The organism is Methylothermus subterraneus, assembly GCF_054656915.1.
Window position 1 is genome coordinate 93887 of the sequence record NZ_BAAHXK010000006.1, and the last position, 15724, is coordinate 109610.

Annotated in this window: 15 protein-coding genes; all 15 read left to right on the forward strand. The window is 60.3% G+C overall.

Annotated features, from left to right (window positions below; all coding sequences use genetic code 11):
- Nucleotides 1-3: 3 nt before the first annotated feature.
- The 15 genes from serC to ACYQ3M_RS07135 all read left to right on the forward strand — a co-directional run bounded on the left by serC (nt 4) and on the right by ACYQ3M_RS07135 (nt 15718).
- Nucleotides 4-1080, forward strand: a complete 1077-nt coding sequence (serC, locus tag ACYQ3M_RS07065; protein WP_460035359.1) for a 3-phosphoserine/phosphohydroxythreonine transaminase — start codon at nt 4-6, stop codon at nt 1078-1080.
- Nucleotides 1081-1084: 4 nt separating this feature from the next.
- Complete coding sequence (locus ACYQ3M_RS07070; RefSeq protein WP_460035360.1) at nt 1085-2275, forward strand: phosphoglycerate dehydrogenase; 1191 nt, start codon at nt 1085-1087, stop codon at nt 2273-2275.
- A 3-nt stretch (nt 2276-2278) separates the two neighbouring features.
- Nucleotides 2279-3361: a prephenate dehydratase gene (gene pheA, locus ACYQ3M_RS07075; RefSeq protein WP_460035361.1), complete on the forward strand. Its 1083-nt coding sequence runs from the start codon at nt 2279-2281 to the stop codon at nt 3359-3361.
- 2 nt (nt 3362-3363) lie between these two features.
- Entirely contained in the window at nt 3364-4491 is a 1128-nt protein-coding gene (gene hisC / locus ACYQ3M_RS07080) for a histidinol-phosphate transaminase (RefSeq protein WP_460035362.1), read from the forward strand.
- Entirely contained in the window at nt 4484-5368 is an 885-nt protein-coding gene (locus tag ACYQ3M_RS07085; RefSeq protein ID WP_460035363.1) for a prephenate dehydrogenase, read from the forward strand. Before hisC ends, ACYQ3M_RS07085 begins: the two co-directional genes overlap by 8 nt.
- Nucleotides 5359-6678: a 3-phosphoshikimate 1-carboxyvinyltransferase gene (aroA, locus tag ACYQ3M_RS07090; protein ID WP_460035364.1), complete on the forward strand. Its 1320-nt coding sequence runs from the start codon at nt 5359-5361 to the stop codon at nt 6676-6678. Before ACYQ3M_RS07085 ends, aroA begins: the two co-directional genes overlap by 10 nt.
- Entirely contained in the window at nt 6671-7363 is a 693-nt protein-coding gene (gene cmk / locus ACYQ3M_RS07095; protein ID WP_460035365.1) for a (d)CMP kinase, read from the forward strand. The genes aroA and cmk overlap by 8 nt, the downstream gene beginning before the upstream one ends.
- Before the next feature lie 76 nt (nt 7364-7439).
- Nucleotides 7440-9110, forward strand: a complete 1671-nt coding sequence (gene rpsA / locus ACYQ3M_RS07100; protein WP_460035366.1) for a 30S ribosomal protein S1 — start codon at nt 7440-7442, stop codon at nt 9108-9110.
- A 64-nt stretch (nt 9111-9174) separates the two neighbouring features.
- Nucleotides 9175-9489: an integration host factor subunit beta gene (locus ACYQ3M_RS07105; protein WP_460035367.1), complete on the forward strand. Its 315-nt coding sequence runs from the start codon at nt 9175-9177 to the stop codon at nt 9487-9489.
- Nucleotides 9490-9519: 30 nt separating this feature from the next.
- Nucleotides 9520-10794 carry a serine--tRNA ligase gene (serS, locus tag ACYQ3M_RS07110; RefSeq protein ID WP_460035368.1) on the forward strand — a complete coding sequence of 425 codons (1275 nt, stop codon included), beginning with the start codon at nt 9520-9522 and terminating at the stop codon, nt 10792-10794.
- 14 nt (nt 10795-10808) lie between these two features.
- A complete protein-coding gene (gene adk / locus ACYQ3M_RS07115; protein ID WP_460035369.1) occupies nt 10809-11462 on the forward strand; it encodes an adenylate kinase in 654 nt (217 codons plus the stop codon).
- Between the two features lie 65 nt (nt 11463-11527).
- Complete coding sequence (gene leuC, locus ACYQ3M_RS07120; protein WP_460035370.1) at nt 11528-12928, forward strand: 3-isopropylmalate dehydratase large subunit; 1401 nt, start codon at nt 11528-11530, stop codon at nt 12926-12928.
- 1 nt (nt 12929) lies between these two features.
- Complete coding sequence (gene leuD, locus ACYQ3M_RS07125) at nt 12930-13568, forward strand: 3-isopropylmalate dehydratase small subunit (protein ID WP_460035371.1); 639 nt, start codon at nt 12930-12932, stop codon at nt 13566-13568.
- Nucleotides 13569-13589: 21 nt separating this feature from the next.
- Entirely contained in the window at nt 13590-14684 is a 1095-nt protein-coding gene (gene leuB / locus ACYQ3M_RS07130; RefSeq protein ID WP_460035372.1) for a 3-isopropylmalate dehydrogenase, read from the forward strand.
- Nucleotides 14685-14695: 11 nt separating this feature from the next.
- On the forward strand, nt 14696-15718 hold the full coding sequence (locus ACYQ3M_RS07135; protein ID WP_460035373.1) for an aspartate-semialdehyde dehydrogenase: 1023 nt from the start codon (nt 14696-14698) through the stop codon (nt 15716-15718).
- Nucleotides 15719-15724: the final 6 nt, after the last annotated feature.

Genomic DNA, 15724 nt, shown 5'->3' on the forward strand with positions numbered 1-15724 from the left:
CCGATGCGAGTATACAATTTCAGCGCAGGACCTTCGATGTTGCCGCAACCGGTGCTCGAGCGCGCGCGGGAGGAGCTGCTGGAGTGGCGAGGAAGCGGCATGTCGGTGATGGAGATGAGCCACCGCGGCTCCCATTTTCAGGAGATCGCGCAAGCGGCAGAAAACGCTTTGCGCGAGCTTTTGGGCATCGGCGAAGATTATTACTGCCTGTTTCTGCAAGGCGGGGCGACCGGGCAGTTTGCCGCTATTCCTATGAACCTGCTTGGGGACCGGCGTGCGATGGACTACGTGGTGACCGGTTCCTGGTCTAAAAAAGCCCTGGCCGAGGCCAAACGCTACGGCGAGGTTCGGATCGTGGCCAGCAGCGAGCAAGAAAAGTTCACCACGATCCCGGATCCCAGTACTTGGCAGATCAACCCGCAAGCGGCCTATCTCCATTACACCGCCAACGAGACCATCGAGGGGGTGGAATTTCCGTTTGTGCCCGAGACGGATCTGCCTTTGGTTTCGGACATGTCTTCGAACCTCTTGTCGCGCCCTCTGGACGTGAGCCGCTTTGGACTGATCTACGCCGGAGCGCAGAAGAACATGGGTCCGGCCGGAATCTGCGTGGTGATCGTGCGCAAGGACCTGGTGCGCGAGCCTTTGCCGGTGACGCCTTCGATCTGGGATTACCGCCTGCAGGCCAAAGAAGGTTCGATGCTGAATACTCCGCCTACTTACAACTGGTATATTCTGGGGTTGGTGTTGGACTGGCTGCGCGCGCAGGGTGGTTTGGCCGCGATCGAGCAGCGCAACATCGAAAAGGCCGAGCTCCTGTATCAGGCCATCGATCGCTCCGATTTTTACCGTAATCCGGTCGATCCGCGCTACCGTTCGCGCATGAACGTGCCTTTTACCTTAGCCGATCCGAGTTTGGACGCGGTGTTCCTAAAAGAAGCTCAAGCCCAGGGATTGGTGAATCTCAAGGGGCACCGCTCGGTGGGCGGAATGCGGGCGAGCATTTACAACGCCATGCCCATCGAGGGAGTAAAAGCCTTGGTAGATTTCATGCGGGAGTTCGAGCGACGTTATGGCTGAGCCAATGTTTAAAATTCGCACTTACAACAACATCGCAGTCTCGGGGCTGGAGCGTTTTCCTCGGGAAAAATACGAGGTAGCCTCCGAGATTCAGCATCCCGACGCGATCCTTTTGCGCTCCCATAATCTGCATAGCGAAGCTCTGCCGGACACCGTCAAAGCGATCGGACGGGCCGGTGCCGGGGTCAACAACATTCCGGTGGCCGAGTGCACTCGTCGCGGGATCGTGGTGTTCAACACCCCAGGGGCCAACGCCAATGCGGTCAAGGAACTGGTATTGGCGGGCATGCTTTTGGCTTGCCGCAACATCTGCCAGGCCTGGGACTACGTGCGCCGTCTAGAGGGGCCGGACGAACTCCTCCACCAGCAAATCGAGTCCGGCAAAAAGCGCTTCCAAGGGTTTGAATTGGGCGGCAAAATGCTTGGCGTGGTGGGCCTTGGGGCGATCGGCGTGCGGGTGGCCAACAAGGCCCTGGCGCTTGGGATGAACGTCAGCGGCTACGACCCGTATTTGACGGTAGAACGGGCCTGGCAGTTGTCGGCGTCGGTGATTCAAGCGTCCAGCTTGGAGGAACTCTTGTCGATCTGCGACTTTGTCACTCTGCACATGCCGCTGACCGAACAGACCCAGCGCTGCATCAACGCCGAGCGCCTTCGGAGAATGAAACCGGGGGCGGTGTTGCTCAACTTTTCCCGCGGCGAACTGGTCGACAGCCAGGCTGTGCTCGAGGCGTTGGAGGCAGGTCATCTTTACGCGTACGTCACCGATTTCCCAACTGCGGCGCTCAAAGATCATCCGAAGGTGATCGCGCTGCCGCACATCGGCGCTTCCACCCGCGAGGCGGAAGAGAACTGCGCTGTTATGGTGGCCGAGCAGATTCGCGATTTTCTAGAAAACGGCAACATCCGCCACTCGATCAACTTCCCCGAAGTGGTCTTGCCGCGCGCGCCGGGCACCACGCGCATCGCCATCGGCCACGCCAACGTGCCGGCCATGGTCAGTAAGATTTCCGCTTGCCTGGGCGAAGCCGGAATCAATATCCAGGAACTGCTGAACAAGTCCAAAGGCGAGGTCGCTTATTCTTTGATCGACGCGGAAGGCCCCTTGCGCTGGGAGATCGTGGAGCGGATCAAGGCAATTCCTGGGGTGCTGTCGGTGCGGGTAATAGAGTCGCCTGAGCTTGCGATCCGATAAGCGATGGAAGAGGACAGACTGGGAGAACTGCGCCGACAAATCGACGCCATCGACGTCGAGCTGGTGAGGCTCGTCAGCGAACGCGCTCAGTTGGCCCTAGAGGTGGCTAAAGTCAAAGCTGCCGCGGGCGAGAACGATTGTTTCTATCGCCCCGAGCGCGAGGCGGAGGTGATGCGAAAAATCTGCGCGGCCAACTTGGGTCCTTTGGACAATGAAACCGTGATGCGGATTTTCCGCGAGATCATGTCCGCGTGTCTCGCGCTGGAAAAACCCCTGCAGGTGGCGTTTCTAGGCCCGGAAGGGACTTTTACCCAGCAGGCGGCCTACAGGCACTTTGGACACGCCATCGAAGCGCGGCCGTTTCCGGCCATCGACGAGGTTTTCCGGGCGGTAGCGAGCGATGCTTGCCGCTTTGGGGTGGTGCCGGTGGAGAACTCCACCGAAGGCGTGGTCACCCATACGCTCGATAGCTTTCTTAATACTTCTTTGCGCATTTGCGGGGAAGTGGTGTTGCGCATTCACCACCACTTGATGAGCCGCTGCCAGCGCCTGGCCGAAGTGGAGGAGATTTTTTCCCATCAACAATCGTTGGCCCAGTGCCGCGAGTGGCTCGACCGGTTTTGTCCGAACGTCAAGCGCACGGCGGTCAGCAGCAACGCCGAAGGGGCCAGGCTCGCCGCGATCGTCCCAGGCAGCGCCGCCATCGCCGGGGAAGTGGCGGCGCAGCTGTATGGTCTGACCATCCTCGAACGCAACATCGAGGACGATCCGGACAACACCACCCGCTTTCTGATCATCGGCAAGCAGACGGTCGGCCCAACCGGCGACGACAAAACCTCCCTCTTGGTCTCCACGAGCAACACCCCGGGCGCCTTATATCGCCTGCTCGAGCCCTTTGCCGTGCACGGCATCAGCCTGAGCAAGATCGAGTCGCGTCCTAGCCGACGCGGAATGTGGGATTACGTGTTCTTTATCGATTTTGAGGGCCACAAAGACGACCCGCGCGTAGTCAAAGCGCTGGCGCTGCTTGAGCAGCGCGCGCGGATGGTGAAGTGGCTGGGTTCTTATCCCAAAGCGATGGGGTAGCTATGCAAACAATGCGTCCGGAGCCGATGCCGCCCATCGAGGGTTTGACGCCTTATCAGCCGGGCAAGCCGATCGAAGAGCTGGCGCGGGAATTGGGCCTGGATCCTAGGCGCATCGTCAAGCTCGCCTCCAACGAGAATCCTTTAGGGCCAAGCCCCAAAGCGATGGCGGCGATCACCCAAGGATGGGCGGAGATCGCCCGTTATCCCGACGGCAACGGCTTTGCGCTGAAGCAAAAGCTGGCCGCCAAGCTCAGCGTGAAGATGGCGCAGATTACCTTGGGCAACGGCTCCAACGACGTCTTGGACCTGATCGCCCGGGTATTTCTGGGGCCCGGCCGCAGCGCCGTGTTTGCCGAGCATGCGTTCGCCGTCTACCCGATCGCGACCCAGGCGGTGGGAGCTAGGGCGCGCGTCGCTCCGGCCCACGACGGCAGTTGTGGGCCCCGTTTCGGTCACGACCTGGAGGCGATGCTCGCGCAGGTGGCCGACGACACCGCCGTGGTGTTCATCGCCAATCCTAACAACCCGACCGGCACCTGGGTCAGCCGGGAGGCGCTGTGGGGTTTCCTAAAGGCGGTGCCCGGGCGAGTGATCGTGGTCGTGGACGAAGCCTACTGCGAATACGTCGAAGCTGAAGATTATCCCAATGCGCTCGCTTGGCTTGAGGAATTCCCCAACCTGATCGTCACCCGCACGTTCTCCAAAGCCTATGGTCTGGCGGGGCTAAGAGTCGGTTATGCGGTATCGAGCCCCGAGGTGGCCGAGCTTTTGAACCGCGTCCGCCAGCCTTTCAACGTCAATCGCCTCGCGCTTTTGGCGGCGGAGGCCGCCTTGGATGACGAAGCGCACCTGGAGGCGAGCCGAGTGCTGAATCGCGCCGGGTTGGCGCAGCTGGCTGAAGGATTTAGGGCTTTGGGTCTCGATTTCATTCCCTCGCTGGGGAATTTCATTGCCGTGGACGTAGGCCGCGAGGCCGGTCCGGTGTTCGCTGCCTTGCTGAAGAAAGGTGTGATCGTCCGCCCGGTAGCGAATTACGGGCTTCCTAATCACCTTCGGGTGTCGGTAGGGACGCCGGAAGAAAACGCCCGGTTTCTCGCGGCGCTGGAGGAGGTGCTCGCGGGTGCTTGAGCGTCTCTGCATCATCGGCGTGGGCTTGATCGGCGGCTCGGTCGCTCTGGCGGCGCGCGCGTTCGGCCTAGCGCGCCGGATCGTCGGGGTAGATCAAGACCCAAAGTGCTTGCGCCAGGCGCAGGCGTTAGGGGTTGTGGATGCAGGTTGCAAAAGCGTCGCCGAGGGTGCACGCCATGCGGATGGAATCGTGATCGCCGTCCCTGTCGGCGAGATTCAGAAAATATTGGCGACGTTAGCTCCGGTTTGGTCAGCGCGGGCGTTTTATACCGATACGGGCAGCACTAAGGTCAGCGTAATCGAGGCGGCACAGGCCGTGTTTGGCAAGGCGCCGGCCAATTTTGTGCCTGCCCACCCCATCGCCGGTCGTGAACTCTCCGGGGTGGAGGCGGCTGCCGCGGATCTCTTTCAAGGCAAGCGGATAATCCTAACCCCCACGCCTGAAACCGACGCCCGCGTGCTTGAGCAAGTGTGTGGCTTTTGGCGAGGGCTCGGAGGGGAGGTGCACCTTATGGAGCCGGCCCGTCACGATCACGTGCTTGCGGCTACCAGCCATTTGCCTCACGTGCTCGCCTACGCGCTCACCCATCTGCTTGGCCTCAAGGACGAACACGACGAGATTTTCCGCTACGCCGCCGGCGGATTTAAGGATTTCACCCGGATCGCTTCCAGCGATTCGAAAATGTGGGCCGACATTTGCCTTGCCAATGCGGGAGAAATTCTGGCCTGGTTGCAGCAGTTTGAAGGCGAACTTGCCGCCTTGCGAGGGATGATCGAGCATGCGGACCAGCTTGCGCTGCGCAGTTATTTCACCGCTGCCCGGGCCGCCCGCCAGCGGTTTTTAGATCAAGAACAAGCGAGGTCTTCATGTCCGTAAAGATCGATTACGTAGTTGCCCCGGGAGGAGCGCTGCGCGGAAGAGCGCGGGTGCCTGGCGACAAGTCGATTTCGCACCGCGCGATAATGCTCGGCTCGATCGCTGAAGGGGTTACGCGAATCCGGGGTTTTTTGGAAGCCGAGGACGCGCTTGCCACTTTGGCGGCCTTCCGGCGGATGGGAGTGGCCGTCGAGGGACCGGACTCTGGGCGGTTGACCATCTATGGCGTGGGGATGCACGGCCTCAAAGCGCCGTCCGAGCCTTTGGATCTGGGCAATTCCGGCACCTCCATGCGGCTCTTGTGCGGCCTGCTTGCGGGGCAGCCGTTTGACTCGGTTCTGATCGGCGATGCTTCTCTGTCGCGCCGACCCATGCGGCGGGTGACCGAGCCGCTCAAGCAAATGGGCGCAAAGATCGAGACCACTCCGGAAGGTACCGCACCCATTCGCATTTTCGGCGGCCGCAAGCTTACCGGAATTCATTATCAGATGCCGGTGGCCAGCGCTCAGGTCAAATCGGCGCTGCTTTTAGCCGGGCTGTACGCGGAGGGTGAGACGTGCGTTGTCGAGCCTGCCCCGACCCGGGATCACACCGAGCGGATGTTGTTAGGTTTCGGTTACCCCGTGCGCCGGGAAGGCAAGCGGGTTTGCCTGCAAGGCGGCGGCAAGCTTCAAGGGTGCGATCTGGACGTGCCGGCCGATATCTCCTCGGCGGCGTTCTTTCTGGTCGGCGCGAGCATTGCTCCGGGTTCGGAGGTGCTGTTAGAGCACGTGGGGATCAATCCGACCCGCACTGGAGTCCTCGAGATCCTGCGCTTGATGGGGGCAAAGATCGAGGTGCTCGATCCGCGCTCCATAGGCGGGGAGCCGGTCGCCGACCTCAAGGTGTCCTATGCGCCTTTGCAGGGCATCCGGATTCCAGAAGCGCTGGTGCCATTGGCCATCGACGAATTTCCGGTATTGTTTGTGGCCGCCGCCTGCGCGGAGGGAGAAACGGTTTTAACCGGCGCGGGCGAGCTGCGCGTCAAAGAGAGCGATCGAATCCAGGTGATGGCTGACGGCCTTAAAGCGTTGGGGATAGACGCTCGCCCAACGCCCGATGGGATGGTCATCCGCGGGGGGCAGCTGAAAGGAGGGCGGGTCCATTCCCATGGCGACCATCGGATCGCGATGGCGTTCGCCATCGCGGCGCTCCGAGCGCAAGGGCCGATCGAAATCGAAGATTGCGCCAACGTCGCCACTTCCTTCCCCGGCTTTGCCGAGCTGGCCGGGCGGTTGGGGCTAGCGCTCGAAGCGGTGCGGCGTGGCTGAGATGGTTCCCGTGCTGACGATCGATGGGCCGAGCGGGGCGGGCAAGGGAACCGTCAGCCGCGCCCTCGCCAAGCGTTTAGGCTGGCATTTTTTGGACAGCGGCGCGCTTTACCGGGCGCTGGCCTTAAGCGCCATGGCGCAGGGAATACCGCCGGAAGACGAAGATCGGGTCGCCGCCTTGGCGGCCCAAATGCAACTGGAGTTTGGCGGCCAAAGCGGGGAGCGCGTTCTGGTCGATGGCCGGGATGTGACCGATTTGCTCGCTACCGAAGAGTGCGGCCGGGTCGCCTCGAAGATCGCGGCCTTGGCTAAAGTTCGCCAAGCTTTGCTGGAAAAGCAGCGCGCGTTTCGCCAAGCCCCGGGGCTAGTAGCCGACGGTCGCGATATGGGGACGGTGGTCTTCCCAGACGCCCCTTACAAGGTGTTTTTAACCGCAACGCTTAAGGAACGCGCCAGGCGCCGTTTCTTGCAGTTGAAAGCGCAGGGTTTAGATGTTAACCTTGATCAAATAATCAAAGACTTGGAAGAAAGGGACCGGCGCGACCGGGAGCGCAAACAAGCCCCCTTAGTGCCGGCCCAGGACGCGGTCATCATCGACTCTTCCGACCTTTGCGTAGAAGAGGTCGTTGACCGGATCCTGGCGTTGTTGCCGCCGGAGATCGGCAAAAGGTGCTGCCAATCCTAGGCAGTGGGGTTTAACGAGGAAAACTTAAGGGTTTTTCACCTCCGCCGAAGGCGGAGAGCAGATTGCAACAAACAACATGAACGAAAGCTTTGCAGAATTATTCGAAGAAAGCCTAGCAAAAACCGAGATGCGTCCGGGCACCTTGCTAAAAGCCAAGGTGGTCGATATTACCCAGGACGCGGTCATCGTCGATGCCGGGCTAAAGTCCGAAGGCATTATTCCTAAGTGGCAGTTTCTAGACGAGAACGGCCAGCTGGAAGTCCAGGTGGGGGACGAAGTCGAAGTCGCCTTGGACCTGGTGGAAGACGGGCAAGGGGCGACCTTGTTGTCGCGCGACAAGGCCAAGCGCATACGCGCCTGGGAGAAACTCGAGGAAGCTTACGAGAAAGGCGAGCTTGTCAAAGGGCGCATCAGTGGGAAGGTGCGTGGCGGATTCACGGTGGATATCGGCCCGTTGCGCGCGTTTTTGCCTGGATCCTTGGTCGATGTGCGGCCGGTTCGGGATACCAGCTCCCTGGAAGGCCAGGAGCTTGAGTTTAAAGTGATCAAGTTGGATCCCAAGCGCAACAATATCGTGCTGTCGCGCCGTTCGGCAGTGGAAGAGGGGCACAGCGCAGAGCGCGAAGAGCTGTTGAAAAAGCTCAAAGAAGGCGGTGCGGTTAAGGGAGTGGTCAAAAACATCACCGACTACGGCGCCTTCATCGATTTGGGCGGCATCGACGGCCTTCTGCACATTACCGACATGGCCTGGAAGCGGGTTCGGCATCCTTCCGAGGTCGTCCAGATCGGCGATGAGATCGAAGTCAAAGTGCTCAAGTTCGACGAGGAAAAACAGCGCGTCTCGCTGGGCTTGAAGCAGCTGAGCGAGGATCCGTGGCGGGACATTGCGCGCCGCTATCCGCCGGGCACGCGGCTGATCGGCAAGGTAACCAATCTGACCGATTATGGCTGTTTTGTGGAGTTGGAGGACGGCGTCGAAGGCCTGGTCCACGTGTCCGAGATGGATTGGACCAACAAGAACGTCAATCCGGCCAAAGTGGTGCAGGTCGGGGACGAAGTGGAAGTGATGGTTTTGGACATCGACGAGGAACGCCGTCGCATCTCCTTGGGGATGAAGCAGTGCAAACCCAACCCATGGGAAGAGTTTGCCGCCACCCACAAAAAAGGCGAAAAGATCCGAGGGATGATCAAGTCGATCACCGATTTTGGCATCTTCGTCGGTTTGGAAGGAGGGATCGACGGCTTGATCCACCTTTCCGACATTTCCTGGAGCGAGCCGGGCGAGGAGGCTATCCGCAAGTTCAAAAAAGGCGAGGAAGTCGAGGCGGTCATCCTCGCGATCGATCCGGAACGCGAGCGAATTTCCTTAGGCATCAAGCAATTGGAGCAGGATCCTTTCCAAAGCTTCTTAGCTTCCCATGAGCGCGGCAGCATCGTCCAGGGGGTGGTTAAGGAAGTCGATGCCAAGGGAGCCGTGATCGAGTTGGCCGAAGGCGTATTGGGTTACTTGCGGGCTTCGGAGATCAAGCGCGACAAAGTGGAAGACGCCCGCAGCCTGCTTAAAGAAGGTGATGCGGTTGAAGCCAAATTCATTGGGGTAGATAAAAAGACCAAGATGATCTTGCTCTCTATCAAGGCCAAGGAAGAGGAGGAAGAAAAGGCGGCCCTTAAGGATTACGCGCAAGCCTCAGGCGGCGCGCCGACGCTGGGGGATTTGTTCAAGGAACAGATGGAAGAAAAGGAATAGTTTTGCTTGCGGTCAAACGCTTCGGAACGGTATGCCCCCTCTTGTGTGGAGGGGGTTGGGCCAAATGAACAAATCTAAACTGATCGAGGCTCTAATCGCGCGTCTGGCGAAGGAAAAGCGCCTTGAGTTGAACGCTAGGGACGTGGAGCTTGCGGTCAAAAACATCATCGAGTACTTGAGCGAGGCGTTGGCTGAAGGCCAGCGGATCGAAATCCGCGGCTTTGGCAGCTTTACTCTGCGTTATCGGCCGCCGAGGGTGGGGCGTAATCCGCGCACCGGAGATCCGGTGGCTCTGCCCGCCAGGCGGGTTCCGCACTTCAAGGCGGGCAAGGATCTGCGCGAGCGGGTCAATGCTTTGGGTCACAAAGGCCCGTCTTAAAGTAGCGCAAGCGAGAACGAGGCCGGTATCATGTTGGATCCGCAGCGACTGCGCCAGGCGTTGGATGAAGTCGAGCGCCAACTTGCCAGGCGAGGAGTTCAGATCGACAAGGCCGCGTATTTGGCCTTGGAAGAAAGGCGCAAAGCGCTCCAGATCCGGGTTCAGAGCTTGCAGAACGAGCGCAACGCGCGCTCCAAAGCGATTGGTCAGGCCAAAGCCCAAGGGCAAGACATCCAACCGCTGCTGGCGGAAGTCAGTCGGCTCGGCGAGGCGCTAAAGGAGTGCGAGCAGGAATTGGCTGAGGTGCAAACCCAGCTGGACCGATTCCTGTGGGAGTTGCCCAATATTCTGGACGCCGACGTCCCAGACGGCGCCGGCGAAGCGCAGAACGTGGAAGTCGGCCGGTTTGGCGAGTTGCCTGAGTTTGACTTTCCACCCCGCGATCACGTCGCCTTGGGAACCGCCTTGGGCTATTTGGATTTTGAAGCGGCGGCCAAGCTCGCCGGCGCCCGTTTCGTCGTGATTCAAGGCCCCTTGGCGCGCTTGCACCGGGCGCTGATCCAGCTGATGCTGGATGTGCACACGCAAGAACACGGCTACCGCGAAGTGTACGTGCCGTACCTGGTCAATGCCCAGGCGCTCTTGGGCACCGGTCAGCTGCCCAAATTCGAGGACGATCTGTTTCGGATTGAAAGAGATCCCCCATGGTACTTGATCCCCACGGCCGAGGTGCCGGTGACCAATCTGGTCCGCGAACAGATCCTGCCCGCCGAGGCCTTGCCTTTAAAATGGGTGGCGCACACCCCGTGTTTCCGGGCCGAGGCCGGCTCCTACGGCAAGGACGTGCGCGGCATGATCCGCCAGCATCAGTTCGAGAAGGTCGAGCTGGTCCAGATCACCCGCCCGGAAGATTCCAAAGCGGCGCACGAGGAGTTGACCGGCCACGCCGAGGCGATCTTAAGGCGTTTGGGGCTGCCCTATCGCAAGGTGCTTCTGTGCGCTGGGGATACCGGATTTGCCGCTGCCAAGACCTACGACCTAGAAGTCTGGCTGCCGGGGCAGGGGCGCTTTAGGGAGGTTTCCTCCTGCAGCAATTTCGGCGACTTTCAGGCGCGGCGGATGCAGGCGCGCTGGCGCAATCCCAAGACCGGCAAGCCCGAATTGGTGCATACCTTGAATGGTTCTGGGTTGGCGGTAGGCAGAACCTTGATTGCCGTGATGGAGAATTATCAACAGGCCGACGGGACGATCCGGGTTCCCGAGGCCTTGAGGCCTTATTTGGGTGGTCTGGAAGTGCTCGCTTAAATTTAGGAGTTACGATGAGAATGGTATTGTTGGGAGCGCCGGGTTCGGGCAAAGGGACGCAGGCGAAACTGATCTGCGAGCGTTACGGGATCGCCCACATTTCCACTGGGGATATGCTGCGCGCGGCGGTGCAGGCGGGTACGGAATTGGGCAGGCGGGTGAAGGCGATCATGGACGCAGGAGAATTGGTGCCGGACGCCGTCGTTTTGGCCTTGATCGAGGAACGCATCGCTCAGCCGGACTGCGCCAAGGGGTTTTTGCTCGACGGGTTCCCGCGCACGCTCGCCCAGGCGGAAGGGCTGGAAGCCCTGGGGATAGATTTAGATTACGTGATCGAAATCGACGTACCGGACGAGGAGGTCGTCAAACGCCTAAGCGGTCGCCGCGTGCATCCGGGTTCTGGGCGAGTGTATCATCTGCTGTACCATCCGCCAAAAGAGGATTGCAAGGACGATATCACCGGCGAACCTTTGATTCAGCGCGACGACGACCGCGAGGAGACGGTGCGCAAGCGGCTTGAAGTGTATCGACAGCAGACTGCCCCGCTCATCGATTTCTACCGCCGGCGCGCGCAGCAGGGCAAAGTCCGCTTTGCTACCCTTTCAGGGGTTGGCCGCGTGGAGGCGGTTCAGGCTGAGATTAGGCAAATCTTGGCAGGCAAGGCTTGAAAGCGTGCAACTTCTCTTTTCCGGGAAAGATCAAATAAGAACCGCTTTACCAACTAGGCAAACGCATGGCAAAGACGCTTTACGACCGCATCTGGGAAGACCACGTCGTCTTGACGGCCGAGGACGGCACCTCGCTTCTGTACATCGACCGCCAATTGATCCACGAGGTCACTTCACCTCAGGCCTTTGAAGGTTTGCGCTTGGCCGGGCGCAAGCCGTGGCGGCCCAAGGCCAATCTGGCGGTGGCCGACCACAATGTGCCGACCAAAGATCGGGCGCGCGGCATTGCCGATCCGATTTCCCGCTTGCAGGTCGAGACTTTGGAGAAAAACTGCGCCGAATTTGGCATCCCCGTGTTCTCCATGGCCGATTCGCGCCAAGGCATCGTGCACGTGGTGGGGCCGGAACAAGGGTTTACCTTACCGGGGACCACCTTGGTCTGCGGCGATTCGCACACTTCCACGCACGGCGCCTTGGGAGCTCTGGCGTTTGGAATCGGCACGTCTGAGGTCGAGCACGTGCTCGCGACCCAGTGCCTGTGGCTGAAAAAAGCTAAAAACATGCGGATTCAGGTCGACGGCCGGCTGGGGCCAGGGGTGACTGCTAAGGACCTCGTGCTTGCGATGATCGGCAAGATCGGCACCGCCGGCGGTACCGGATACACGATCGAGTTTGCGGGTGAAGCAATCGCGGCGCTGTCGATCGAGGGGCGGATGACGGTGTGCAACATGGCCATCGAAGCTGGGGCGCGCGCCGGGCTGGTGGCTGTGGACGATGCGACGATCGAGTACCTTGCCGGTCGGCCGCTGGCGCCTTCAGGGGCGCTTTGGGAGCAGGCGGTGGCGTTCTGGCGCACGCTGCGCAGCGACGAAGACGCCCAGTTCGATAAAACGGTGACGATTGACGCGCGGGGAATCGAGCCCCAAGTCACCTGGGGAACTTCGCCGGAGATGGTGGTTCCGGTCACCGGGGTAGTGCCGGACCCGGCGCAAGAACCCGATCCCGTGCGCCGAAAAGGGATGGAGCAGGCGCTTAGATACATGGATCTGAGGCCGGGCACGCCGATCCAAGAGATTTATGTGGATAAGGTCTTTATCGGTTCGTGCACCAACTCTAGGATCGAAGACCTGCGCGCTGCCGCGGCGGTGATCAAAGGACGCAAGGTAGCCGAATCGGTCCGTCTGGCGATGGTGGTGCCGGGCTCTGGTCGAGTCAAGGCTCAAGCCGAGGCCGAAGGCTTGGATAAAATCTTCCGCGCCGCTGGGTTTGAGTGGCGCGAGCCGGGTTGTTCCATGTGCTTGGCGATGAACGCCGATCGGCTCGAGCCGGGCGAGCGCTGCGCTTCCACTTCCAATCGCAATTTCGAAGGCCGCCAAGGCTTTGGCGGGCGTACCCATTTGGTCAGCCCGGCAATGGCCGCCGCTGCCGCGATTGCCGGGCATTTTGTCGACGTGAGGAATTTCTAAGATGCAAGCTTTCAAACGCCTGACTTCCCAAGTTATCCCCTTGGATCGGGCCAACGTGGATACGGACGCTATCATCCCTAAGCAGTTTCTAAAATCCATTCGCCGCACCGGGTTTGGACCGTTCTTGTTCGATGAGTGGCGTTATTTGGACCGGGGCGAGCCGGACATGGACTGCGCCAAGCGGCCGAAAAACCCGGAGTTTGTCCTCAACCGGCCGGAATACCAAGGCGGCCAAATCCTTTTAACGCGAGAGAACTTCGGCTGCGGCTCGTCGCGCGAGCACGCCGCTTGGGCGCTTTACGACTACGGCATCCGGGTGATCATCGCGCCGAGCTTTGCCGACATTTTCTACAACAATTGCTTTAAGAACGGCCTGTTGCCCATCGTGTTGGAGGCGGCGGAAGTCGATCGGCTGTTCCAAGAGGTCGGTCCAGGCTACGTTTTGCGCGTGGACCTGGAGGCACAGACCGTCACCAAACCCGACGGCAGCGTGCTGCATTTTGCCATTGACCCGGCCCGCAAACGGCGCCTCTTGGAGGGCTTGGACGATATCGCTTTGACTTTGCAGCACGCGGAGGAAATCTGCGCCTTTGAGGAACGTAGGAAAAACTTGGCGCCTTGGCTTTATGCGGGCGCCTAAACTTTGATCGCCAGGGGATTTATGCCAACGACTAAAAAAATTGCCGTCTTGCCCGGCGATGGCATCGGCCCGGAGATCGTCGGCGAGGCGTTAAAGGTTCTAGATTGCTTGCGCCAAGAGTTTGGCGTGGCGGTGGAGATCGAGGAAGCGTTAGTCGGTGGAGCGGCTTACGATGCGACTGGACATCCTTTGCCGCAAGAGACTTTGGCCTTGGCCAAAGCCGCCGACGCTGTGCTGTTGGGTGCGGTAGGCGGGCCGAAGTGGGAGTCTTTGGATTATGCCTTGCGTCCCGAGCGGGCGCTGTTGGGTTTGCGCGCCGAACTCAACCTGTTTGCCAACCTGCGCCCGGCGGTACTGCACCCCCAATTGATCCAAGCCTCGACCTTGAAGCCGGAGGTGATCGAGGGCCTGGACCTGATCATCGTGCGCGAACTGACGGGGGATGTGTATTTCGGCAAGCCGCGCGGCATCCGCACCTTAGAAAACGGCGAACGGGTCGGGATCAACACCATGATCTATCACGAGGCGGAGATCCGCCGCATCGCCCACGTCGCGTTCAAGCTGGCCGGCCAACGCAAGGGTAAGCTGTGCTCGGTGGACAAAGCCAACGTGCTCGAGAGCACTGAATTGTGGCGCCAGGTGGTGAGCGAAGTGGGTAGAGACTATCCGGAGGTCGCGCTGACCCACTTGTATGTGGACAACGCCGCCATGCAGCTGGTGCGCGCGCCAAAGCAGTTCGACGTAATCCTGACTACGAACTTGTTCGGAGATATCCTGTCGGATTGCGCCGCCATGCTCACCGGCTCGATCGGTATGTTGCCGTCGGCGTCCTTGAACGAATCCGGCAAGGGGATGTACGAGCCGATCCACGGCAGCGCCCCCGACATCGCAGGCCAAAACTTGGCCAACCCTTTGGCGACCATCTTGTCTTTAGCGATGCTCTTCCGCTATACCTTGAACGATGAGGCGACGGCGGTAAGGATAGAGCGGGCGGTGGACGGCGCTTTAAACGCCGGGGTACGCACCGCCGACATTTACTCGCCTGGCACACGCAAGGTCAGCACTTCGGAAATGGGGGACAGGGTAGTGGCGCAGTTGCGCGCTCAAGCCGCTTGAAGGAGGAGGAAATGACCAAGACTTATAACGTCGCGGTGGTAGGCGCCACCGGGGCGGTCGGCGAGGCGATGCTGGAGATCCTCGCCGAGCGCAATTTTCCGGTCGGGGAAGTATACGCTTTGGCGAGCGAGCGTTCTGAGGGCGAACGGGTGCGGTTTGGCGATCGCACCCTGAAGGTCCAGAACCTGGCCAAGTTCGACTTCAGCAAGGTCCAGATCGGGCTGTTTTCCGCCGGCGCGGCGGTTTCTGCCGAATACGCCCCGAAGGCGGCGGCAGCCGGCTGCATCGTCATCGACAACACTTCCCAGTTCCGCTACGACGACGCTATCCCTTTGGTGGTGCCTGAGGTCAACCCGGAAGATTTGGCCGCCTACGAAAACCGCAAAATCATCGCCAACCCCAATTGCTCCACGATCCAGATGGTGGTGGCGTTAAAACCCATCTACGATGCCGTCGGGATCGAGCGGATCAACGTTTGCACCTATCAATCGGTGTCTGGTTCCGGCAAGGAGGCGATCGAGGAACTGGCCATGCAGACTGCCCAGCTTCTCAACGGCAAACCCATTGCGCCCAAAGTCTACCCTAAGCAGATCGCGTTCAACGTGTTGCCCCACATCGATGTGTTTTTGGACAACGGCTACACCAAGGAGGAGATGAAAATGGTGTGGGAGACGCGCAAGATCTTGGGGGACCAAACCATTCAGGTTAATCCCACCGCGGTGCGGGTGCCGGTGTTCTACGGTCACAGCGAGGCGGTGCACCTTGAGACCCGAGAAAAGATCCGCGCGGAGGAGGCGCGCCGCCTGCTTGAGCGCGCCCCGGGCGTGGTGGTGCTCGATGAGCGCGCGCCCGGCGGTTATCCTACTCCAGTGACCGAGGCTGCGGGCCGAGACGCGGTTTACGTGGGCAGGATTCGCGAGGACCTCTCCCATCCGCGCGGCCTGAACCTGTGGATCGTGGCCGACAACGTGCGCAAAGGAGCCGCCTTAAACAGCATCCAAATCGCCGAGCTCCTGGTCAAAAAATATATTTGAACTATG

Coding starts and splice junctions, on each gene's coding strand:
- serC (WP_460035359.1), top strand. CDS start 4: ATGCGAGTATACAATTTCAGCGCAGGACCTTCGATGTTGCCGCAACCG.
- ACYQ3M_RS07070 (WP_460035360.1), top strand. CDS start 1,085: ATGTTTAAAATTCGCACTTACAACAACATCGCAGTCTCGGGGCTGGAG.
- pheA (WP_460035361.1), top strand. CDS start 2,279: ATGGAAGAGGACAGACTGGGAGAACTGCGCCGACAAATCGACGCCATC.
- hisC (WP_460035362.1), top strand. CDS start 3,364: ATGCAAACAATGCGTCCGGAGCCGATGCCGCCCATCGAGGGTTTGACG.
- aroA (WP_460035364.1), top strand. CDS start 5,359: ATGTCCGTAAAGATCGATTACGTAGTTGCCCCGGGAGGAGCGCTGCGC.
- rpsA (WP_460035366.1), top strand. CDS start 7,440: ATGAACGAAAGCTTTGCAGAATTATTCGAAGAAAGCCTAGCAAAAACC.
- ACYQ3M_RS07105 (WP_460035367.1), top strand. CDS start 9,175: ATGAACAAATCTAAACTGATCGAGGCTCTAATCGCGCGTCTGGCGAAG.
- serS (WP_460035368.1), top strand. CDS start 9,520: ATGTTGGATCCGCAGCGACTGCGCCAGGCGTTGGATGAAGTCGAGCGC.
- adk (WP_460035369.1), top strand. CDS start 10,809: ATGAGAATGGTATTGTTGGGAGCGCCGGGTTCGGGCAAAGGGACGCAG.
- leuC (WP_460035370.1), top strand. CDS start 11,528: ATGGCAAAGACGCTTTACGACCGCATCTGGGAAGACCACGTCGTCTTG.
- leuD (WP_460035371.1), top strand. CDS start 12,930: ATGCAAGCTTTCAAACGCCTGACTTCCCAAGTTATCCCCTTGGATCGG.
- leuB (WP_460035372.1), top strand. CDS start 13,590: ATGCCAACGACTAAAAAAATTGCCGTCTTGCCCGGCGATGGCATCGGC.
- ACYQ3M_RS07135 (WP_460035373.1), top strand. CDS start 14,696: ATGACCAAGACTTATAACGTCGCGGTGGTAGGCGCCACCGGGGCGGTC.